We start from the raw sequence: 19,112 nt of genomic DNA, 5'->3' as shown, positions 1-19,112 counted from the left end.
TTACTAAATCTTAACTAATATCTGTAGTTTCTCTCCATCAATCGTAGTCTGCACTTTTTCGTAGTTAATTTTCACCCCATCATCTAGATCAATATTAATACGAGAATGTGCTAAGTGAGCAACTAAAGCATCGTAGTGCTTAGTTTCCTTTAACTGCTTTTGAAGTTTTTCTTTGCGTTTTATTGCCTTATTAATGGCCTTATTATCATGGCTATTATCAATTATCTCTTGCATACGTTCAATCTCTTTATCATACACCTTCTGCATTCGATGTAAATATTCAACACGCATATTTCCTATAGTATCAGCGTTCCAACGATGCATATAACATAAAGCCTTAAATCCATTTTGTTTACCACTATCAAACAACCAGTAAATAGGACGTTTCTGATATATTTTAATATGATCCTTTATAAAGTCATTTAAGAAATAGTTACGGATAACATCTCTACTTGTATTACCTCTATTTCCAAGTGCATTTGCAATATATTTAAGATTATCCTCAAGTGAATCTTTGCCAAATACAATTTCGATAAATTTACAGAATCTACCAACTATATCATCCTCAAAATATTCTTCGTCAGTAATTGGTATGCAGTTATCCTTATCAGGAATATAAGTGATATATTTTTTGTTATCCCATTCACCGCCAGCATATGCCAGTCCATCAACATCAAGTGAGTATCTACCAAACATACAACCAACGGCATAAGAAATAAGAGATTTAATTTCTCGCTGTAGATTTTCTTTACGTATAGTCACTTCTTTGTCACTTACTAACGGAGATAATTCTATTTCTAACCCATATATATTAATAAATATTTCATTTATTCTCTCTTCATTCGTCTTAACTTTGTTAAATCTCTTAATACACTTTTCTTGCCATAGCATATAACAGCTTTCTAAAGAAAAATTCGAATTATTATTTTCATTCCAACTATCTGTAATATTTTTTTTATTAACAACTAGTTCTCTAAAACTTTGTGCGATACATACTAAAGGATGTCTCTCAAAATCCCATGAGACTTCAAATGCATCCCAGTCTTGTCTCGATAAGGCAACATTTTCTTTTACCATAAGTTCAACTTCATCTCTATATGGAGAGTTAAGAATTACTGGAATCCTTGCCATATCACCAACCTGGGTTGTAATAGTAGGATTTAAAATTCTAATGAACTCTTGTGATACATTGGAGTTTAATAAACCCAGAATATACATTAAATCATGTTTACTTGGGAATCCACTAGAACCTTTAACATCAAAAATGAAGCCTTTATCTGCATAACGTCCTGAAAAATTGGCACTAGTTGTATCTGACCAAGTAATAGCCGGTTTAAAGTAAAATTGAATATTTTGGGGCCTAGAACGCACTTTACCATTTTCATCTTTAAAGTTTTTAATTTCAAAGCCATCATTTTCCCAATTAACAATATACTCCCTGTTTCCATACCATCTTCTATAAGCTCCACCTTTATTGTATGGGAACCATTTTTTTTCTGATATAGCAGCTTCTTCTACAGAACCAATTCCAAACCCAATTTTACTAATATCAACCTCATACCATAATCTTAAAAATCTATCATTATTTGCAGTAGCTAGTCCCTGTTTTGGCGGTGAAATTTTACCAATATTGATTGGAGACTTAAATACGGATTTAGTAGTTTCACTTATCCAATAAGCAATAGGAAATCCCTCAATATCTTTGAACTCATCTATTCTTTTTATAAAAATATTATTAGATGATAATTCTAACTCTTTTAGAAAAGCCATTCTTTGGACTTCCATATCTCCTTTAAATTTATCCAACCTTATATAAGTTCCATATTTACATAAAGAGTCATTTCTCAAAACAAATGCACATATATCTACTGTAGCCTCCTTATAAAATGCTCCTTTTGCCATTTGAACCAACGAATCTATAGACTTTGAGTTGATAATATACTCTCTTAATTTTTCATATGACTTAATAAACATCCATACATTAGGGGTCATAAAGGCAGAGTATCCATTTTTCTTACAGAAATCAAAATTTCTATACATGAATACACTAAATAAATCGCTTGAATATGGTTTATAATGATCTACTACAAACTTTTTTAAAGGTCCCTCTAACTTATTCATATATGGAGGATTTGTACAAACAACAGCATATTTCTTGCTCATAATTATAGCTTGTTTTGTCAATTGAAGCATAAATGGTACTACTGACATCAACCAAGCGGAAGAAAAAATATCATATCGTGATACATTCTTTTCTAAACTTAAAAGATACTTTTTAAAAGAGTTATAATCATACTCTTCAATTGTTTGAAGGGTACCTATTTCTTTTGCATCTTTATAAGCATTTACAAGATATTCCCCAATTTTATTTTGTTCTTTATCATTTGTAATGCCATCAAAAGTAAAACGTTCAATAGAATTACTTTCTTCTATAACAGAAAGATTATTAGATATAGTTTGAGTTAAAGCACGACGATTATAGCTTCTTGCTTTCATCATTATTGCAAAATAAGCCAATTGATAAGCACGTTTATCAATGTCCATACCAAATAGGTTATGTTGAATAATATTTAATGCAGCATCTCGATCCAAATAACCACATTCACGATAAATCTCTATAAGTACATCAAAAGCATAAACAAGAATATGACCACTTCCCATACATGGATCAAAAAAAGTTAAATCTTTAGGATCAATTTTTTCATCCACATAATTAATTTGACCATCTTTAGGAACAACTAAAAAATCAAGTTTCTCTATTAATTTACTATTGGGATTCCGTTCTATCCAATATCGTCCTAACGAGTTATCTACCATATATCGAACTACCCAATCCGTTGTAAATAACTGAGTAGCTGCTGGAATATCTGCCTTCTTTATAGTTCCTTTATATATATTTATAATTTCATCATGTTTTTTTGAAATATAATACTGATATAACCAACCAATAATCTCAACTTGTCCACCTTCACTTGTAATATTGAAATCAGCTTCTTTAATATCATGAACTAATTTATAGACAATTCCATCCAGATCGGTATAAGAAATTGTTAGCAATAATTCAGTGTAATCACTTGTTCTCTCAAACAATTCTGGTAGTATTTCATGAAGTTTATTACACTGCTTAATAAAAAGCATTCGAAATAACTCATCAAATTTATTTTGATTTTTTAACTCAATTACTCTATTCTGTTCAATATCAGTCAAATCTAAATCTGCATTAAATGGATCTGTTACTAAATCGGGTTCTTTCTTTACCACATTTTCAGATGAAAGTACTCGAATACCTGAAGGCAAATAATCATTTACTTCCATAAAACGAATAGCAATTAATCTGTTAAACCAAGTATATGCAATCTCTTCTACAATAGTATCAAATGCCTCTTTATAAGATTTATAGTTCTTTTCTCTATCTCTAATGGTTTGTACAAGAGCAGCTCTTTGCTTTAATTCTTCTCCAGAAATTTGTACATACTCTTTAGTTCCAATATCAAAAAAATGTAAATCTTCTGTTGATTGTGGTAGCTTATCAATAATTCTTTTTTCATTGATGCCTAACATTCCGGCCTTATAAATAATATCTGATATGAGTTTTTCTCTAGCCCATTCGGCGAATTTTCTAATTTCTATTTTATTCACAATTTGCCCCTCTACTAGAACTCAATATTAATAATAGTGTTTTCCTCTAATGAATTAATTAATTGCTTTTCCAATACATCAATATATTTTTTGACATCAGCTTCTGTTTCAATTTGCCAAGAAGATTTATTAAGCTCTTTGAAGCTAATAGTTTTTATTTTTTTTATTGGAGCCAATGATACGCTATTCTCCTGCTCAGTAGGTTCCACAATTGAGGTATCATTTATTTCAGTTTTCTGATTATTAATTAAAATTTCTTCTTCTGAATTAATTTCATTCAAGAAACGAAGTTTTAATGTATTTACTTCTAATATGATACTTTGAAGAACCGCTAAATCATTACATGTTTCTATTTTATCCTTAATTTCTTTAAAGGTTTTAATAAATTTATCTTCTAGAACACCTTGGCAAAGCTTACCATTTAATTCATTAAATACACGCTTCATAGCATCTTGAACTGCCTCATCGACTGGTTTCTGCATTTCTTGCAGTAATGAATCATAAAGATTATTAAATTTATCTAACAGATCCGGTAGTCTAAAAATCTGTCCATAAGGATTAGGCATCTTTATTATTTCATTTATTTCAGAAACTACTTTTTCAATTTCGTTATTAACAACAAAATTCTTACTATTCTCATAAATCCCCATTAATTTAAGTGCTTTATCAAAGATACCTTTTTGATCACTTTCAAAAAAGTTCATTACTATTTCATAATCTTCAGCAAAATCAAGATAATCATCTTTCTCTTTGTCAATACTGCTAAAGAACTCTTTTGAATACTTCATTTGAAGCACGTTCAGCATCAAAGACTTGCCCTTACTTATAATTTGTTTGCCAGGATAATTAGGCTGTGCCTCATAATATCTGTTCAATGAGTCAAGCTTTTCTTTTAATCTATTAGCCTCTTCTAAAAAGCTCTTCATCATAGCATCATCATCTTCGCTTGAAATAGTTAATCTAAATAACTCTTTCATTACCTCTTTGACAGATTTCTTTTGCTTTTCATTAGCCTTAATTTTTATTTCAACCATCAATTTTTCATTGAATTCTTTACGAGTTATATAGCGAATAATATCGTCTTCTGATTTAGAAATTAAAGTAATAGCTTCATTATTTACAAATAGGGAAATATCTCCATCTTTAAATAGTTTGGCAACGATCCATTGGACATCAGATTCTACAAATCCATAAGGAGCTTTTAAAAACCGATCAAGTAAAGTTTTCATAGAAGTTTTAACATGTTTTTGGGTATTGGTAGATATATATCCTTTAACTTCATCTAATGCAAGCGTATTAGAAATTTTATTATCTTCAAGTAAAGTTAGCTGCTTATTTTTAGATTTGAATAAAAAACGAATATCACTTTCATTCATAGCAGCATCAATGTAGTCAAGCTTATGATATACATTAGATACCAATTTACCAATAGCCTCATTAATTCTAGTAGTAATATCTTTCGAAATCGTTTTAACTTCATCAAGATTTACATAGATTCTGGATTCTTTAAGGCTTTCTGCTAAATAAATCTTGGCAGATTCAGCTCTATCTCGCATTTCAATCTTTTTAGCTTCTTTTATCATTTCAAACTTCGTTATAGAATTAGTTGTATCACAACGAATAAATTTTTCAATTTGTAAAGCGGAGCGAATTTCATCAAGGAAACTTCTATCACTAGGTAATACCACTAATACAATATTACTTCGCCCAGAACTTAATCTTAATGTTGTATCATCTACTAATTCATCACTATTAGGCGTAAGAATTTTTAAGGTGATATCATGACTTTGATTAGCTTTATACGGTTTATCATCTACAAACTGATTAAAAGCAAAAGCGTATCTACCATTAAAAGCAGGATAACGATATTTCTTTTCATCATATAATCCATCAAAGATAAGTTCAGATACTTTATTAATTATTTCGCCAGACTCGACATTTTGAGATTCTATTGCTCGATTAATTTCTTGTTCTTCATCAGTAAGAAATATATAGATATCACCATTCTTCTGTACAAGGGTTTGACGAGTCAATCTTGTTAATGCATCCTCAACTTTTGATGTTAAATCCATACGGTCATCATTAATATTTGAAACCATTAAGCTTGTAATATTTTCAATATTGGCTTTAATTTCTTTGACATATTTAATCATAAATAATGCCTTTAATACATTAACATCAAAACTTTCTTTTTCATGCAGTGGATTTAAATATTCATTATCTAAAGCTCTTGAAATCACACCCTTATGCGAGTGATCTAAAAATTGTTCTAAGGCATCATAAAACATATTAAATGGCACGATAGCACCTGCTTCAGTATCCATAATCTTAACAGCTGATTCTTTAAATAAAGCAATCATAGAACGCTCACCTTCAGCAAGATGTTTGCCTGAAGCACCATGAGTGCGAATAGATGTCAGTACACTTGCAAGCAAATTAAACTGATAAGGAATAAATGGGTACACATCTGCAAAATTCTCTCTATCAGTATATAATTTCTTTTCTACACCATCGTTAAAAAGAATAAGATTCTTAATAACTGTCGATTTATCATCATATAATAACTTAAGGGTTTCCCGGCCCACTTTATTTTTTTCAAGAATTCTCTTTCTTATTACTTCATCTACATTTGAGGATGATAAAGAAATTCTAGTATCAAAACGCCCTTGAATCTTAGAAAAGTCATTTCCTTTTGTTTTTGTAATAGAATCAATATCTTGTTGCGAAGTTACAATAATCCATGCTCGACCTTGACAAATAGTTCCCAAGTCTTCTGTAACAGTTTGAAGATTGAGCATAAGTTTAGAGTCATCACCAATATATTGACCAATTTCATCAATTAGAAAAGCTATATGATGATTACTTCCTTTTCTATCTAAATATTCCTTTACTAATCCAGCGAATGCTTCGACTTTATAAGGGTATTCTCCAATAGCTTTCTCACACCAGTTTCGTCCAGCATCTTTACTCATAAACTCAATATCTGATAGAACTTCAACAACATCATCTTGAATAAAGTCAAAGTCGTTACGTGCTTCTAACCAACTAGCACCAAATTTCTCTTTGAATTTTTCTTTAAATAGATCAAACTTTTCCTCATAAGAAAGTTTTCTTTCTAAATCAGCTAAGAAAGGATTAGAACCACTAAAGCCTTGCATTTCATTAAATACATTTTGTAATACAGAAACAATTGCAACTTTCGACTGTTTTCCATTAACTTCGCTTTTTGAGTCAATATTGAACAGCACAACATCCGTAGGCACTGTAGAGGCAAGGCGCATATCTGCTAATACAATTGGATCAGCAATTTTATTATCTTCCTCAAAGTACTGAAGAGCGGTCTTGCCATTTACTTCTCTATTAGCAATTAAATACGATAAAATTTTTAAGAAGTGAGATTTACCACTGCCAAAGAACCCAGATATCCATACCCCCATTTTATCTGTATTCCCATTGATACCTCTTTTATAACCTGCAAAGAAATCCGCAAAATGTTTTTGTAACTCTCGTGTTACAACATACTCTTCTAATTCTTGTTGAATACTAACACTATCATCTTGACCTACTTTAATTACACCTTTAATATCTCTATCGATAGGTTTAGAAAAAATATCCTTAATTTTCATTTTTTTCTCCAACTAATCAACTAACTTAAATGCTCTATAATAATTATCGTCTTTAACTTCCCCAAACAGAACTAATTCTTGTCCATCATAATTACCAGGATAAAACATAACCACCGGTACATCATCTATAACCTGATGTAAATTATTCAATAATGTATGAGACCGAAGTATCGGATAACACTTTCCAATCCCAGTGATAAATATAATTGCATTCTCAGGAGTATTCCCTTTAATGTGCTGTATAATCAAGCTATTTGATGATGTGATTCTTAACATATTACCAACTGATTTAACTATTCTTTCGAATCCATATTTACGCTCAAAATCATAACACTTTTCTAAATACCCTTTTTCTTTCAAAATACTGATTGTAATATCATAAAGATCAAATACTACTACCTTATATTTCTCAATTGAGCTCTCATTCTTTTTTCTGATATAGTTAATTCTTTCCCTTACAATAAGTTCCTTTTCAGCTGGATAATCAAATATATAATAGCCTACTTCATTTCCAAGGCCTTTATTTTCTCTAAAAGATGGCCTTTTTATCATTTCTTCAACTATATCTAATCGTTCATCTAAGGTCATTTATCTCCCCCCAGTTAAAGCCTTTACTAATACCTCATCGCCATTTTCTTTGAGATACCGTTCTAAAGATAAATCAAGAATTGGTACTGTAATTTTTTTTTCTTTATCTACAACTATTAATAGATTTGCATCTACCATATAATTGGTATATATATTACGAAGTCTTTTTTTTGTTTCATCTGTCCAACTAGCAATATCATCATTTTGTATTTCTTTTCTATTAAAGAAAGCACTTATATCAGTATCTTCAATTTTATCAAATCCAAGAATTGCTTTCTCTCTATATACTTCATATAGGAACTCGAAAAACAGACGATCTATTTTTAATATGCATATTAAATTGATAATCTTTTGTGTAGCTAAATCAGATTCCCAAAATAGTTTTATCAAGCCTTCATCTAATTGTTTTACACGATTCCAAATATATCCATAGATTCTTTTAGCTCTATATTCTTTAGCAGCACCGAATAGATTTTCTTCTAAACATAAAGATTTGATTTTCTCTTCTGTCTCTCCATGATTTAGTAAATTCACTACTCGTTTAAACTCTACAAACCAAAAAGATTGAGAAACCAATCCTGCACTATATTTACCATTTATCATCAAGAAATGCCCTCCTGAATATTTAATTAATAAAACTCAGCAATTCTAATTATATTAGGCTTCATTGTTCATTATTTTCATAAATACTTTTAGGTTATTAACGCTTAAGATTATTATCTTATCAATTTAACAATAAAAATAAAAATAAATATTAATCTAACTTTCATTATAACATTTTCAAACTATTTCCGTTAATAAACGACTGTTTATATAAGTTTATTTACAAATTATAATACCAATTTTTAAATATACGGAATTAATACATTTAAATGATTATTTTATACTATTATATATTAATGGTTATATACCTTGTGGTACATACCACCCATAAACGTAGTATATATAAGCAAAAGGCCTGTGAAACTGATTATACAGTTCCACAGGCTTGTATGTTTATTAGTTTCCTATCTTGTTTACAGATCAGTTTTCATATATACCTTTAGGCGTAGCTCCCATCCCAGCTTGGCTTTTAGCGTATTTGTCTTTATCATTTGCATTGTCTACATATTGAACTATATCACGCAAGTCTTTTGATGGTGTTTTATAATCTAAATCGGCCATTATAAAGTGAGTATATAAGTATTTATCATCATATAATGATTGAATGTACATTCTAGATGTAGATCGTTCTACTTCCATATAGATAGCAGGAGTGGCATCATTCCAAACCGTTGCATATTGAATTGGCTTGAAATCAGAATATGGCTTATACATAATGAAGAATCGTATCAATTTATAATTAATTTGATGACGATTAGCCAACTCTTCCGGTTTTAATTCTCTCACCATAATACCTTCACGATATTTTTTACCATCATAGATATAAATTGCATCATTATCAGGGCCATGATAGGCCAAATCACTTGATTTTAAAGTTTGAAAAGTAAATCCATTAATAGTTATGGGTTTAGTTTTTGAAAGTATTTGTTTTGCTGGTTCAATTGAAGGTAGTACATAATTAACTAATGGTGACATTAGCTCTTTATACACATACTCCTGATCATGTGTCTTTAATAGTTCTAGTTCCTTTTTCTTAATCAAATCATAACTAATATGATAAGACATCAAAGGATCGGACTTTACACCAAAGTTAATGGCCCCTTCTAAAGCTCCACTTTTAGTCTGCCCAATCTCCCATGTAGCATTTCTAACAGTAGGATACGAGAACGAATTTTCCTTAGCTTGGCTTTCACCACTCTTACGAATAGTATAATGTATATTTCCTTCAATTAAGCGGAAATTTCCTTTTTGAACATCTGTAGTTAATGGGTCCCCTTTTATAGTTTTACCAAATTGGCTACTCTCTGGTACAGTAAATTTAATATTTGCCCCATTATCCTTAAGAATAAAAACAGAAGAAGACTGTTTTGTGGAATGATACAATTCCTTAGTAAAGTATAACAACTCATCTAGTGTCCATTTTTTAGACCCATTATTGTTATATTCATCTCGTATCTGATTAGCTATAATATTTTCAGTCTTTTGGACTTCATTACCAGTCTTACGATAATTCTGATATGCATCCTTCGATATTGTAGGATCCGCACCTGGTATATTAATATCAATTGCTTGGCTACCTAATGTCACAAAACTAAAACATAGTGCAGCCATTAACGCACGTTTCATCATAAACTCTCATCCTTTCACATAATGTCTCCCCAATATTATATATATAGAATATCATATTTTATTTGACTCATAGTAGTATAATATAAATATAGGAACAAGGAGGTAATTACTATGAAATTTACAAAACGTATACTCATCATGACTGCTTTAGCCGTAACCGCTGTTGTATCTACTGGATTTGCTTACGATTATGTATGCAATAACTCTCAGTACAATTGCAACACTAACACACAATACAACTCCGATAACAATACGAACAATACTAACTATGCACCAGGCACCAATAACAACCAAAATTATTGCGGTCCAAACTCTAATACTAGAGGATGCGGCGGATTTAGAAGATAATATGGTAAATACGATAAAGGCCTATAGTACTAAAAATGTACTATAGGCTTTTGTCGTATATTACAAGAATACTATTTAATTCATCAAAATACAGTTAGGATCAATATAGCAACATACTTTTATCAGGAGTTCATTCTGTTAAAGTATTCAATGGCTTTTGGTGTAAAACCAATATAGGTATTACCAGCTGCGTACGGTCCTAGTTCATATGGTTGGTAAACTAGATCAATGTTCCCCTTACCACGTAAGCAATAGTTATCGGTTACATATTTTACACTCCATCCACTTGGAATATAGCTCTTTGTATGATTACCTGTATAATAACTTAATACATGGGATCGTAAGCCGTTATCCAATTGTGCTGCATTCGCAATTTTTATATAGTTATATAATGGAATGCGTTGACCTGTTACTTTATTATATACAAGACCTCTTGTATTATACATACCATGAGCAGCTCCGGCGTAGTAATAATAGGTAGTTAGTAGGATTGAAACAACTTGACTATCCTCATAGGTAACCTTATAGTTTTGAGAAACTTGATAAATATGTTGGTTGTAATACATATCCTTTGCTTCGAGTACATAATTTGCAATATCTGTATTAATAACTCTTTGAGCATAAGCATGATCTGTATAAACTAAAGGATACTTTAAATCTAAATTTACATCTGATTGACTGCCTGTAACAACAGTTGCATACGTTGGTACAGTTAACATAACACCTAACATAGAGGTCATACATAGCTTTTTAAAGATTCCCATAATAATGTCTCCTTTTACAAGCACCTTAAATAGGTTTATTACTATGTTAGTTCTACAAGCTATAATAAAACTCCTCTTTTATATTTTACTTTTTTGATAGTTTATTTCACTTTATAAAACAGCTAAAACGATTTAGTATTTTACACTAAAATATAAATGTAGCTATATCATACTTTCACCATACAAAAAAGGACCCTCCAAAGAGAGTCCTTAATCTGTATTATTATGCTATTAAGCGTTTTTAGCTACTTCCATAAACTCATTTATCTTATTTCTTATGAAGAGCCATATTTTCAAAAGCTGTACCATAAGCTTCTTTAAAGATATAGTTACCTACAACATATTTAGGATCACGCAAAGCTACATCAACATATTGTTGTGGAATATTACCGAAATTCCCCAAAGCCACACCTTCATAATTAAAATCTTCCACACTATTTATCGTTAATTTCATACCAGAGCTAGCTTGTTTAGCATATATGAGGAGTGAATAGTCTTGTGCATACTGTGGAGTACGTAATACGCTGGCTACAGAATGGTTTATATTATAACGATAAGTAACTAAAACCTTGTGAATATATGAGTTAGTTCTACGACTATTATTATTTTCAACCTCATATACAACTGCCTGTGCTTTATAAATAAACTGGTTCTCTTCTATTCTTTTAATAGAACTCTTGTCTACAAAATACGTAATGGCATTTTTCCCTGTAAGAATAGGAATATTATTCTTATCATTTTTAATAGCTTCCATCGATATAGCTTGAATTTGTAATGGTATTACTATACATACTAACAATAACATAGAAAATAACTTTTTCATTAATTTAAATCCTCTCTTTTAATATTATCACACACATTATATGTATAGAATATCATATTATAAAAGTATTGATAATCTATTACTTTCACCACATAAAAAAGGACCCTCCAAAGAGAGTCCTCAATATATATATGGTTATGCTATTAAGCGTTTTTAGCTACTTCAACAAGTTTAGCGAATGCTGCTGCATCGTTAACTGCCAAGTCAGCCAACATTTTACGGTTAACTTCAACGCCTGCTTTAGCTAAACCAGCGATGAAACGACTGTAAGTTGTACCGTTGATGCGAGCCGCTGCGTTGATACGAGCGATCCACAATTGACGGAATTCGCGTTTTTTCGCACGACGGTCACGACGAGCGTAGTACAACGCTTTCATTACTGTTTCGTTAGCTTTTTTGAACAAACGGGAACGTGTACCACGGTAACCTTTAGCTAATTTTAAAATCTTTTTATGACGTGCATGAGCTGTAACGCCCTTTTTCACTCTTGCCATTGTATATTCCTCCTAAATTACGATGTATCGATCTAATAGTTAACGATTAAGCGTATGGTAAGCATTTAGCTACGCGTTTGTGGTCAGCTTTTGCAACCAATGTAGCTTTACGTAAATTACGTTTACGAGCTGGAGATTTCTTCTCAAGAATGTGGCTTTTGAAAGCTTTCGCACGCTTGAATTCACCAGTACCAGTTACTGCGAAACGTTTAGCCGCTGCGCGACGAGTTTTAATTTTTGGCATAATATAATCCTCCCAATACCTTATTTACTTACTAAAATCATGGTCATGTTACGACCTTCTAACTTAGCTGCTTTTTCAATAGACGCCGTTTCTTTGAGTTCATCAGCAAAACGTGTCAATACCGCCATGCCGAGTTCAGGGTGTGAAAGCTCACGACCGCGGAACATAATGGTTACTTTTACTTTGTTACCTTCAGCCAAGAATTTGGATGCATTTTTCATTTTTACGTAAAAGTCATGGTCTTCAATATGTGGACGTAATTTGACTTCTTTCAAAGTTACGATTTTTTGTTTTTTCTTCGCTTCTTTCTCGCGTTTTTGTTGTTCATAACGATATTTACCGTAGTTCATAATGCGAGCTACTGGTGGTTTAGCGTTAGGTGCAATTTCCACAAGATCAAGATGCTGTTCTTCAGCCAATGCCAAAGCCTCACGGCCAGACATAATACCGATTTGTTCGTTTTCAGGACCTACGACACGAAGTTCACGAGCACGAATCTCTTCATTAATGCGTGGTGTATCCTTGCTAATAGCGTTCACCTCCAAGAGAATAAAAAAAAACGGACGGCAAACACCATCCGAATAGAATTCTCTATATTAACCTCATACTTCTTGGTATTAGGTGAGTGGCGGATGGCCTCTGCTTCATAAATTACTTAATTATAATAACAAATTAGATAGTGAAAGTCAACAACAATCTTAGGTTGCTCTCAGCAATTTATTATTACAACTCTTACAGTATAACAGAGATTATAAGTTCTGTATATAGGTATACTTACTGACACCTATCCCCCTTTATGTATACAATATTTCTATAATATAATTATTAATTCTATAGAAAAAATACGATACAATAATATATATAATATATTCTACCTAACTAGGTATTATCTAACTAAACATTATCTAACTAAACATTATCTAACTAGGTATTATACAGTAATAGGTATTACACAAAGTGAAAGGGGTTTTATTATGAGTGTAACAACTAGTTCGCCTTCTCAAAAGGAGCGTACAACAGTTCAAAATATAGGTCTTATTCTTGCCTTTATTGTTTTAGGCAGCATTTTATTATTACCAACACCAGAGCCATTATCTACCGGTGGTCATCGCATGATTGGTGTCCTCGCCTTTGCTATCATCTTGTGGATGACATCGGCTGTATCCTATCCGGTAAGTGCGACCATGATTACGGCGCTCACGGCCTTATTACTAGGCTTCTCTCCAAATCCAGAAGCGCCAGCGAAAGCTATGGGCACAGCCAATGCCTTAAAACTGATTATTTCAGGTTATTCTTCTCCTGCGATGATTCTCGTCGGTGCCGCTATGTTTATTTCTGTAGCCATGCGTAAAACAGGTCTCGATCGTCGCATTGCCATGCTCGTGTTATCTAGTGTAGGCACAAAGGTAAGCCGTATCTATTTAGGTGTTATTATTACAGGTCTTATTCTAGCCTCTTCTTTGTACCGAGTGCAACGGCTCGTATCGCTTGTCTTGCTCCAATTATTATCGGTATCGTTGAAAACTTAGGTATTGAACGTAAAAGTCGTGTAGCAGCCCTACTCATGGTAGGTGCCGTACAAGCAGATACATTTTGGAATATTATGATTCAAACAGCTGCCGCTCAAAACCTCGTAGCTGTTGGGTTTATGCAAACACAGATGAATACATCTGTAAGTTGGATTGATTGGCTCACAGCAGCTGCACCGTTCTCCATAATTATGGCTATCATTACCTACTTTGTAACGCAAGCTTTTATTAAACCTGAGTTTAAAGAACTCGTTGGCGGTGATGTACAACTCGCTAAAATGCGTAAAGAAATCGGTCCAATGACATTTGATGAAAAGAAACTATTATGCATCTCTATCGGTTTATTAGCATTGTGGGCAACGGGAGGTAAATTACATACCATCGATACTACAACAACTACAATTATAGCAATTGCCTTATTCTTCTTCCCTAAAATTGGCATTATGGACTGGAAATTTGCACAGCCAAACATCGACTGGGGTTCCATCGTTATGTTTGGTGCTGGTATCGGTCTTGGCTCTGTATTGCTTAAAACAAAAGCAGCTACTTGGCTTGCTCAAGTATTCGTCAATGCCTTCTCCCTTGAAAGCGCTAGCGTGTTCATCTTAATTGCCGTAATGGCTGCATTCCTTATTATGATTCACCTAGGCTTTGCATCGGCCACTGCCCTCTCCTCTGCCATGATTCCTATTGTAATTTCTATTGTAGTAGGACATAACGCAGAAGGACTTAATCCACTTGGCGTAACAATGCTCATGCAATATGCAATCTGCTTCGGTTTAGTATTACCAGTAAACTCACCACAAGGCATGGTAGCTTATGGTACAGATACATTCGACGTAAAAACATTTATGACTACAGGTATTCCATTAACAATTATTGGATATGTAATAATGCTCGTATTTGCACTTACATACTGGCACTGGATCGGAATTGCTTAAGTCTAAATATTCTAAATAGACCAAATATTCTAGATAATTCTAATATTTTAAATTAAACATACTATAAAAGGCTCTGTCTTATGACAGAGCCTCTTGATTTTTATATGCGTTTCAATATAAAACGTCTATGTTCTTTTCAATGTAAAGCTTTCAAAATTATTTATTTATTCTAATTCCTTACCTTTTAGTTCAGGAATTAAGAATACGGTTGCTAAAATATCGATTACATAGATAATCGCGAGGAAAGCGATTGCCACTTGGTAGGAGTACAGTGAGATGATCATGCCTACTACCATTGGGCTAAAGCCACCTACAGCACGACCAATGTTAAATAATACATTTTGAGCTGTTGCACGAGCACTTGTTGGATATGCTTCCGCCATCAAGGCACCATAGCCACCCATCATACCATTTACGGAGGCCCCTAAAATAGCACCGGCAAATAGCATAGCTGTTGGATCAGATAGTTGAGAGTAAATCAAGATAGATACCACAGCACATACTTGGAACAAAATAAATGTCGGTTTACGACCAATTTTATCAGCCAATCGTCCGAATAACCAAATGCCGACCATCATACCACATACAGTTACGGCAGTCCACAAACCCGATTTTGTAAGAGAAAACCCTAATTGCTTACTCAAGAAGTTAGGCAACCAAATCATAATACCGTAGTAACCAAAGTTTTGAACAGATGTTAAAATAGCAACACCTATAGATGTCTTTGTAGTTCTTACATCTTTTACTAATAACTTGAATGAGTTCGTATGGGAATGTTCCTTAATTTCTTTACTTTGAACAAAGATTTCTGGTTCATGTAATTTCGCACGAAAGAACCAGGCTACAAAGGCAGGAATAATGCCAACCATGAACATACCACGCCAGCCAATATAAGGGAGTAATACGGGCGTTAACAGTGCTGCGGCCAATACGCCTAACTGCCAACCGATGGCAACATAGCTCGTCGCTTTTGCACGGTGTTGTGCAGGCCATGCTTCAGCTGCTAAGGCCATACCAATACCGAATTCACCGCCTAAGCCGATACCGGCAATTGTACGATATATGAGAAGATCCCAATACCCTTGTGCAAAAGCACATAGACCAGTGAATACAGCGAATAATACAATAGTCCATGTCAACACACGAACACGGCCAAACTTATCTGACAAGGTACCAAAGATAAAACCACCAATTACAGCACCTACCAAGGTCCACGTCACAAGGGAACCTGCTTGACCTGTGGTCAAACCTAAGTCCCCTGAAATTAAGCTCAACATAAAGCCGAGAATCAAGAGATCAAACCCATCCATGGCATAGCCAATAGAGGAACCAATAACAGCTTTCCAACCGTATGAATTTACTTCTTTCATAGTCATTTCCTTTCGCTACTCACAGGTAACAATTAAAGCGAATATAATACAAAATCCCCCTCTTATAATCTCATCACTATTAAATTATACAGACTAATTTAAATTGTGCAAGATGTGAGGGGGATTTATAACATTATAATTACTAGGAGAGTAAATAATTAGTTGCGTTCTTTAATTTCAGTTTTAATAGAATTGAAGAATTCTTCGAATGGTACGGAGCCCAATTCGTCACCACCGTGTTTACGAACATTAACTGTGCCTTCTTCGACCTCTTTATCACCCACAACAAGCATGTATGGAACCTTTGCCATTTGTGCTTGGCGGATTTTATAACCGATTTTTTCGCTGCGATCGTCTACTTCCACACGTACATAGTCACGGTGCATTTGTTTTGCCAAGTCCTTAGCATATTCAACGTGTTTTTCAGAGATAGGCAAGATTTTAACTTGTACAGGAGCCATCCATGTTGGGAATGCACCTGCATAGTGTTCAGTTAAGATACCGATAAAACGTTCCATGGAGCCGAAGCATGCACGGTGAATCATAATAGGGCGATGTTTTTGACCATCTTCACCAACATATTCAATTTGGAAACGTTCTGGCAAGTTCATATCCAATTGAATAGTACCACATTGCCATGTACGGCCCAAGGAGTCTTCGATATGGTAGTCAAGTTTAGGACCGTAGAATGCGCCGTCGCCAGGGTTGATTACGTATGGAATGCCTTTCGCTTCAATAGCATTACGCAATGCTTCTGTCGCTGCTTCCCAAATGGCGTCATCACCCATTGCATTATCAGGTTTAGTGGACAATTCTACATGATATTTCAAGCCGAATTGACTATAGATACGGTCAAATAATTCGATAACTTTCATCAACTCAGATTGCATTTGAGATGGCAACATGAATACGTGAGCATCGTCTTGTGTGAAAGCACGTACTCGGAACAAGCCGTGTAATGCACCAGATAATTCATGACGGTGAACTAGACCAAGTTCAGCGTAACGCAATGGGAAGTCACGGTAAGAGTGCATTTCGTTTTGGTAAACTAAGATACCGCCTGGGCAGTTCATAGGTTTAATTGCATATTCTTCTTCGTCGATGATTGTAGTGTACATATTTTCACGGTAATGGAACCAGTGACCAGATGTTTCCCACAATTGTTTGTTCAAGATGATTGGTGTACGGATTTCTTCGTATTCAAATTCATGGTGAACTTCGCGCCAGAAGTTTTCTAATTCGTTGCGAAGAGCCATGCCTTTTGGCAAGAAGAATGGGAAACCAGGACCTTCTTCTTTGATAACAAACAAGCCAAGTTCTTTACCAAGCTTACGGTGGTCGCGTTTAGCTGCTTCTTCAAGCAAGTGAAGGTATGCATCAAGTTCTTCTTTTTTCTCGAATGCTGTACCGTAAATACGTTGCAACATTTTGTTCTTTTCATCGCCGCGCCAGTATGCACCTGCAATGCTTTGTAATTTGAAAGCTTTTACCTTACCAGTGGATGCCACGTGAGGACCTGCACAAAGATCGATGAAGTCGCCTTGCGCATAGCAAGAGATTACAGCATCTTCAGGAAGATCTTGAATCAATTCTACCTTGTAATCTTCATTTTTAGCTTTAAAGAATTCGATAGCTTCTTGACGAGGCATAACGGATTTAGTAATCGGTAAATTTTCTTTTACAATACGGCTCATTTCCTTTTCGATTTTACCCAAATCTTCAGGAGTCAAAGTATGTTCCATATCGATATCATAGTAGAAACCCTTATCGATAGCAGGTCCGATAGCCAATTTAGCTTCAGGCCATAAACGTTTAACAGCTTGTGCCAAGATATGAGAAGCTGTATGGCGCAAAGTATGTTTGCCCCCTTCATCTTCGAATGTTAAGAACGCAACTTCAGAGCCATCTACAAGTTCTTCGCGAAGGTCTGTTAATTCGCCATTTACGTTTGCAGCTAGTACTTTTTTAGCCAAGCTGTTAGATAATTGTTTTACTGCTTCCCCAAGGGTAGTGCCAGCAGCGTATTCCTTTGCACTACCATCCGGTAAAATGATTTTTACATCTGCCATTTTTCTTTCCTCCAATTTATAAACTAGGATAGCTTTAATTTTTCACTGTCCCCAATATACTCACATACCACACAATACATATACAGTGAGTAAATATCTTGAAGAAATTGGGTAATAAAAAAAGATCCTCTATCCCTACAAACAAGGGACGAAGATCATTCGCGGTTCCACCCTAGTTAACTACCTATACCAATATATGTGTATAGTTAATTCACTTCATTAAGCCCGATAACGGTGGCGGCCGTACTTGCCTACTTAGGTTCGACAAATCAGTTTAAAGGGGGTAACTCTAATATATGTGTAAGGCATTTCCAGCATCTGCCTCTCTCTGGTACACAGGGATAAAAGAATCATGTCCTTTGCATCACTTTTACTAGATTATAGTATCATAGAGGACTAAAAAATTCAATACAGTTTAACTGTAAATTTCTTGAAAACTATAAAT

General features: G+C 33.7%; 13 protein-coding genes, 1 pseudogene and 1 other annotated feature. Of the genes and pseudogenes, 2 read left to right on the top strand and 12 right to left on the bottom strand.

Annotated elements, in window-relative coordinates; translation table 11 throughout:
- Positions 1 to 3: 3 nt before the first annotated feature.
- The 5 genes from pglX to E7A03_RS00690 form a co-directional block, all read right to left on the bottom strand.
- Entirely contained in the window at positions 4 to 3,639 is a 3,636-nt protein-coding gene (pglX, locus tag E7A03_RS00710) for a BREX-1 system adenine-specific DNA-methyltransferase PglX (RefSeq protein WP_195394665.1), read from the bottom strand.
- A gap of 14 nt (positions 3,640 to 3,653) precedes the next feature.
- On the bottom strand, positions 3,654 to 7,265 hold the full coding sequence (gene brxC / locus E7A03_RS00705) for a BREX system P-loop protein BrxC (protein WP_195394664.1): 3,612 nt from the start codon (positions 7,263 to 7,265) through the stop codon (positions 3,654 to 3,656).
- Positions 7,266 to 7,277: 12 nt separating this feature from the next.
- A complete protein-coding gene (locus E7A03_RS00700) occupies positions 7,278 to 7,853 on the bottom strand; it encodes a DUF1788 domain-containing protein (RefSeq protein ID WP_195394663.1) in 576 nt (191 codons plus the stop codon).
- Positions 7,854 to 8,456 (bottom strand): DUF1819 family protein, encoded by a 603-nt coding sequence (locus E7A03_RS00695; RefSeq protein ID WP_195394662.1) that lies wholly within the window; start codon positions 8,454 to 8,456, stop codon positions 7,854 to 7,856.
- Positions 8,457 to 8,876: 420 nt separating this feature from the next.
- Positions 8,877 to 10,085 (bottom strand): hypothetical protein, encoded by a 1,209-nt coding sequence (locus E7A03_RS00690; protein ID WP_316073567.1) that lies wholly within the window; start codon positions 10,083 to 10,085, stop codon positions 8,877 to 8,879.
- A gap of 111 nt (positions 10,086 to 10,196) precedes the next feature.
- On the opposite strand from E7A03_RS00690, the gene E7A03_RS00685 reads away from it, so the two are divergent.
- Positions 10,197 to 10,433: a hypothetical protein gene (locus tag E7A03_RS00685; protein WP_038125447.1), complete on the top strand. Its 237-nt coding sequence runs from the start codon at positions 10,197 to 10,199 to the stop codon at positions 10,431 to 10,433.
- A gap of 122 nt (positions 10,434 to 10,555) precedes the next feature.
- Here the strand turns inward: E7A03_RS00685 and E7A03_RS00680 are convergent, their stop codons facing one another.
- The 5 genes from E7A03_RS00680 to infC form a co-directional block, all read right to left on the bottom strand.
- Complete coding sequence (locus tag E7A03_RS00680; protein WP_227037082.1) at positions 10,556 to 11,197, bottom strand: PdaC/SigV domain-containing protein; 642 nt, start codon at positions 11,195 to 11,197, stop codon at positions 10,556 to 10,558.
- Between the two features lie 268 nt (positions 11,198 to 11,465).
- A complete protein-coding gene (locus E7A03_RS00675) occupies positions 11,466 to 12,020 on the bottom strand; it encodes a hypothetical protein (protein ID WP_316073566.1) in 555 nt (184 codons plus the stop codon).
- A gap of 143 nt (positions 12,021 to 12,163) precedes the next feature.
- On the bottom strand, positions 12,164 to 12,514 hold the full coding sequence (gene rplT / locus E7A03_RS00670; RefSeq protein WP_004696335.1) for a 50S ribosomal protein L20: 351 nt from the start codon (positions 12,512 to 12,514) through the stop codon (positions 12,164 to 12,166).
- Between the two features lie 46 nt (positions 12,515 to 12,560).
- Entirely contained in the window at positions 12,561 to 12,758 is a 198-nt protein-coding gene (gene rpmI / locus E7A03_RS00665; protein ID WP_004696338.1) for a 50S ribosomal protein L35, read from the bottom strand.
- A 20-nt stretch (positions 12,759 to 12,778) separates the two neighbouring features.
- Positions 12,779 to 13,297 (bottom strand): translation initiation factor IF-3, encoded by a 519-nt coding sequence (gene infC / locus E7A03_RS00660; RefSeq protein WP_008601314.1) that lies wholly within the window; start codon positions 13,295 to 13,297, stop codon positions 12,779 to 12,781.
- A 435-nt stretch (positions 13,298 to 13,732) separates the two neighbouring features.
- On the opposite strand from infC, the pseudogene E7A03_RS00655 reads away from it, so the two are divergent.
- Positions 13,733 to 15,228 (top strand): annotated as a pseudogene (locus E7A03_RS00655) (DASS family sodium-coupled anion symporter).
- A 164-nt stretch (positions 15,229 to 15,392) separates the two neighbouring features.
- Here E7A03_RS00655 and E7A03_RS00650 read toward each other — a convergent pair.
- Positions 15,393 to 16,598, bottom strand: a complete 1,206-nt coding sequence (locus E7A03_RS00650) for an MFS transporter (RefSeq protein ID WP_315307279.1) — start codon at positions 16,596 to 16,598, stop codon at positions 15,393 to 15,395.
- Positions 16,599 to 16,756: 158 nt separating this feature from the next.
- Positions 16,757 to 18,667: a threonine--tRNA ligase gene (gene thrS / locus E7A03_RS00645; RefSeq protein WP_316073565.1), complete on the bottom strand. Its 1,911-nt coding sequence runs from the start codon at positions 18,665 to 18,667 to the stop codon at positions 16,757 to 16,759.
- Between the two features lie 141 nt (positions 18,668 to 18,808).
- Positions 18,809 to 19,041, bottom strand: a binding site (T-box leader).
- Positions 19,042 to 19,112 lie beyond the last annotated feature (71 nt).

The sequence above is a fragment of the Veillonella parvula genome, from assembly GCF_032472435.1.
GTDB lineage: Bacteria > Bacillota > Negativicutes > Veillonellales > Veillonellaceae > Veillonella > Veillonella parvula_N.
This window is presented reverse-complemented; position numbering and strand designations above follow the sequence as displayed.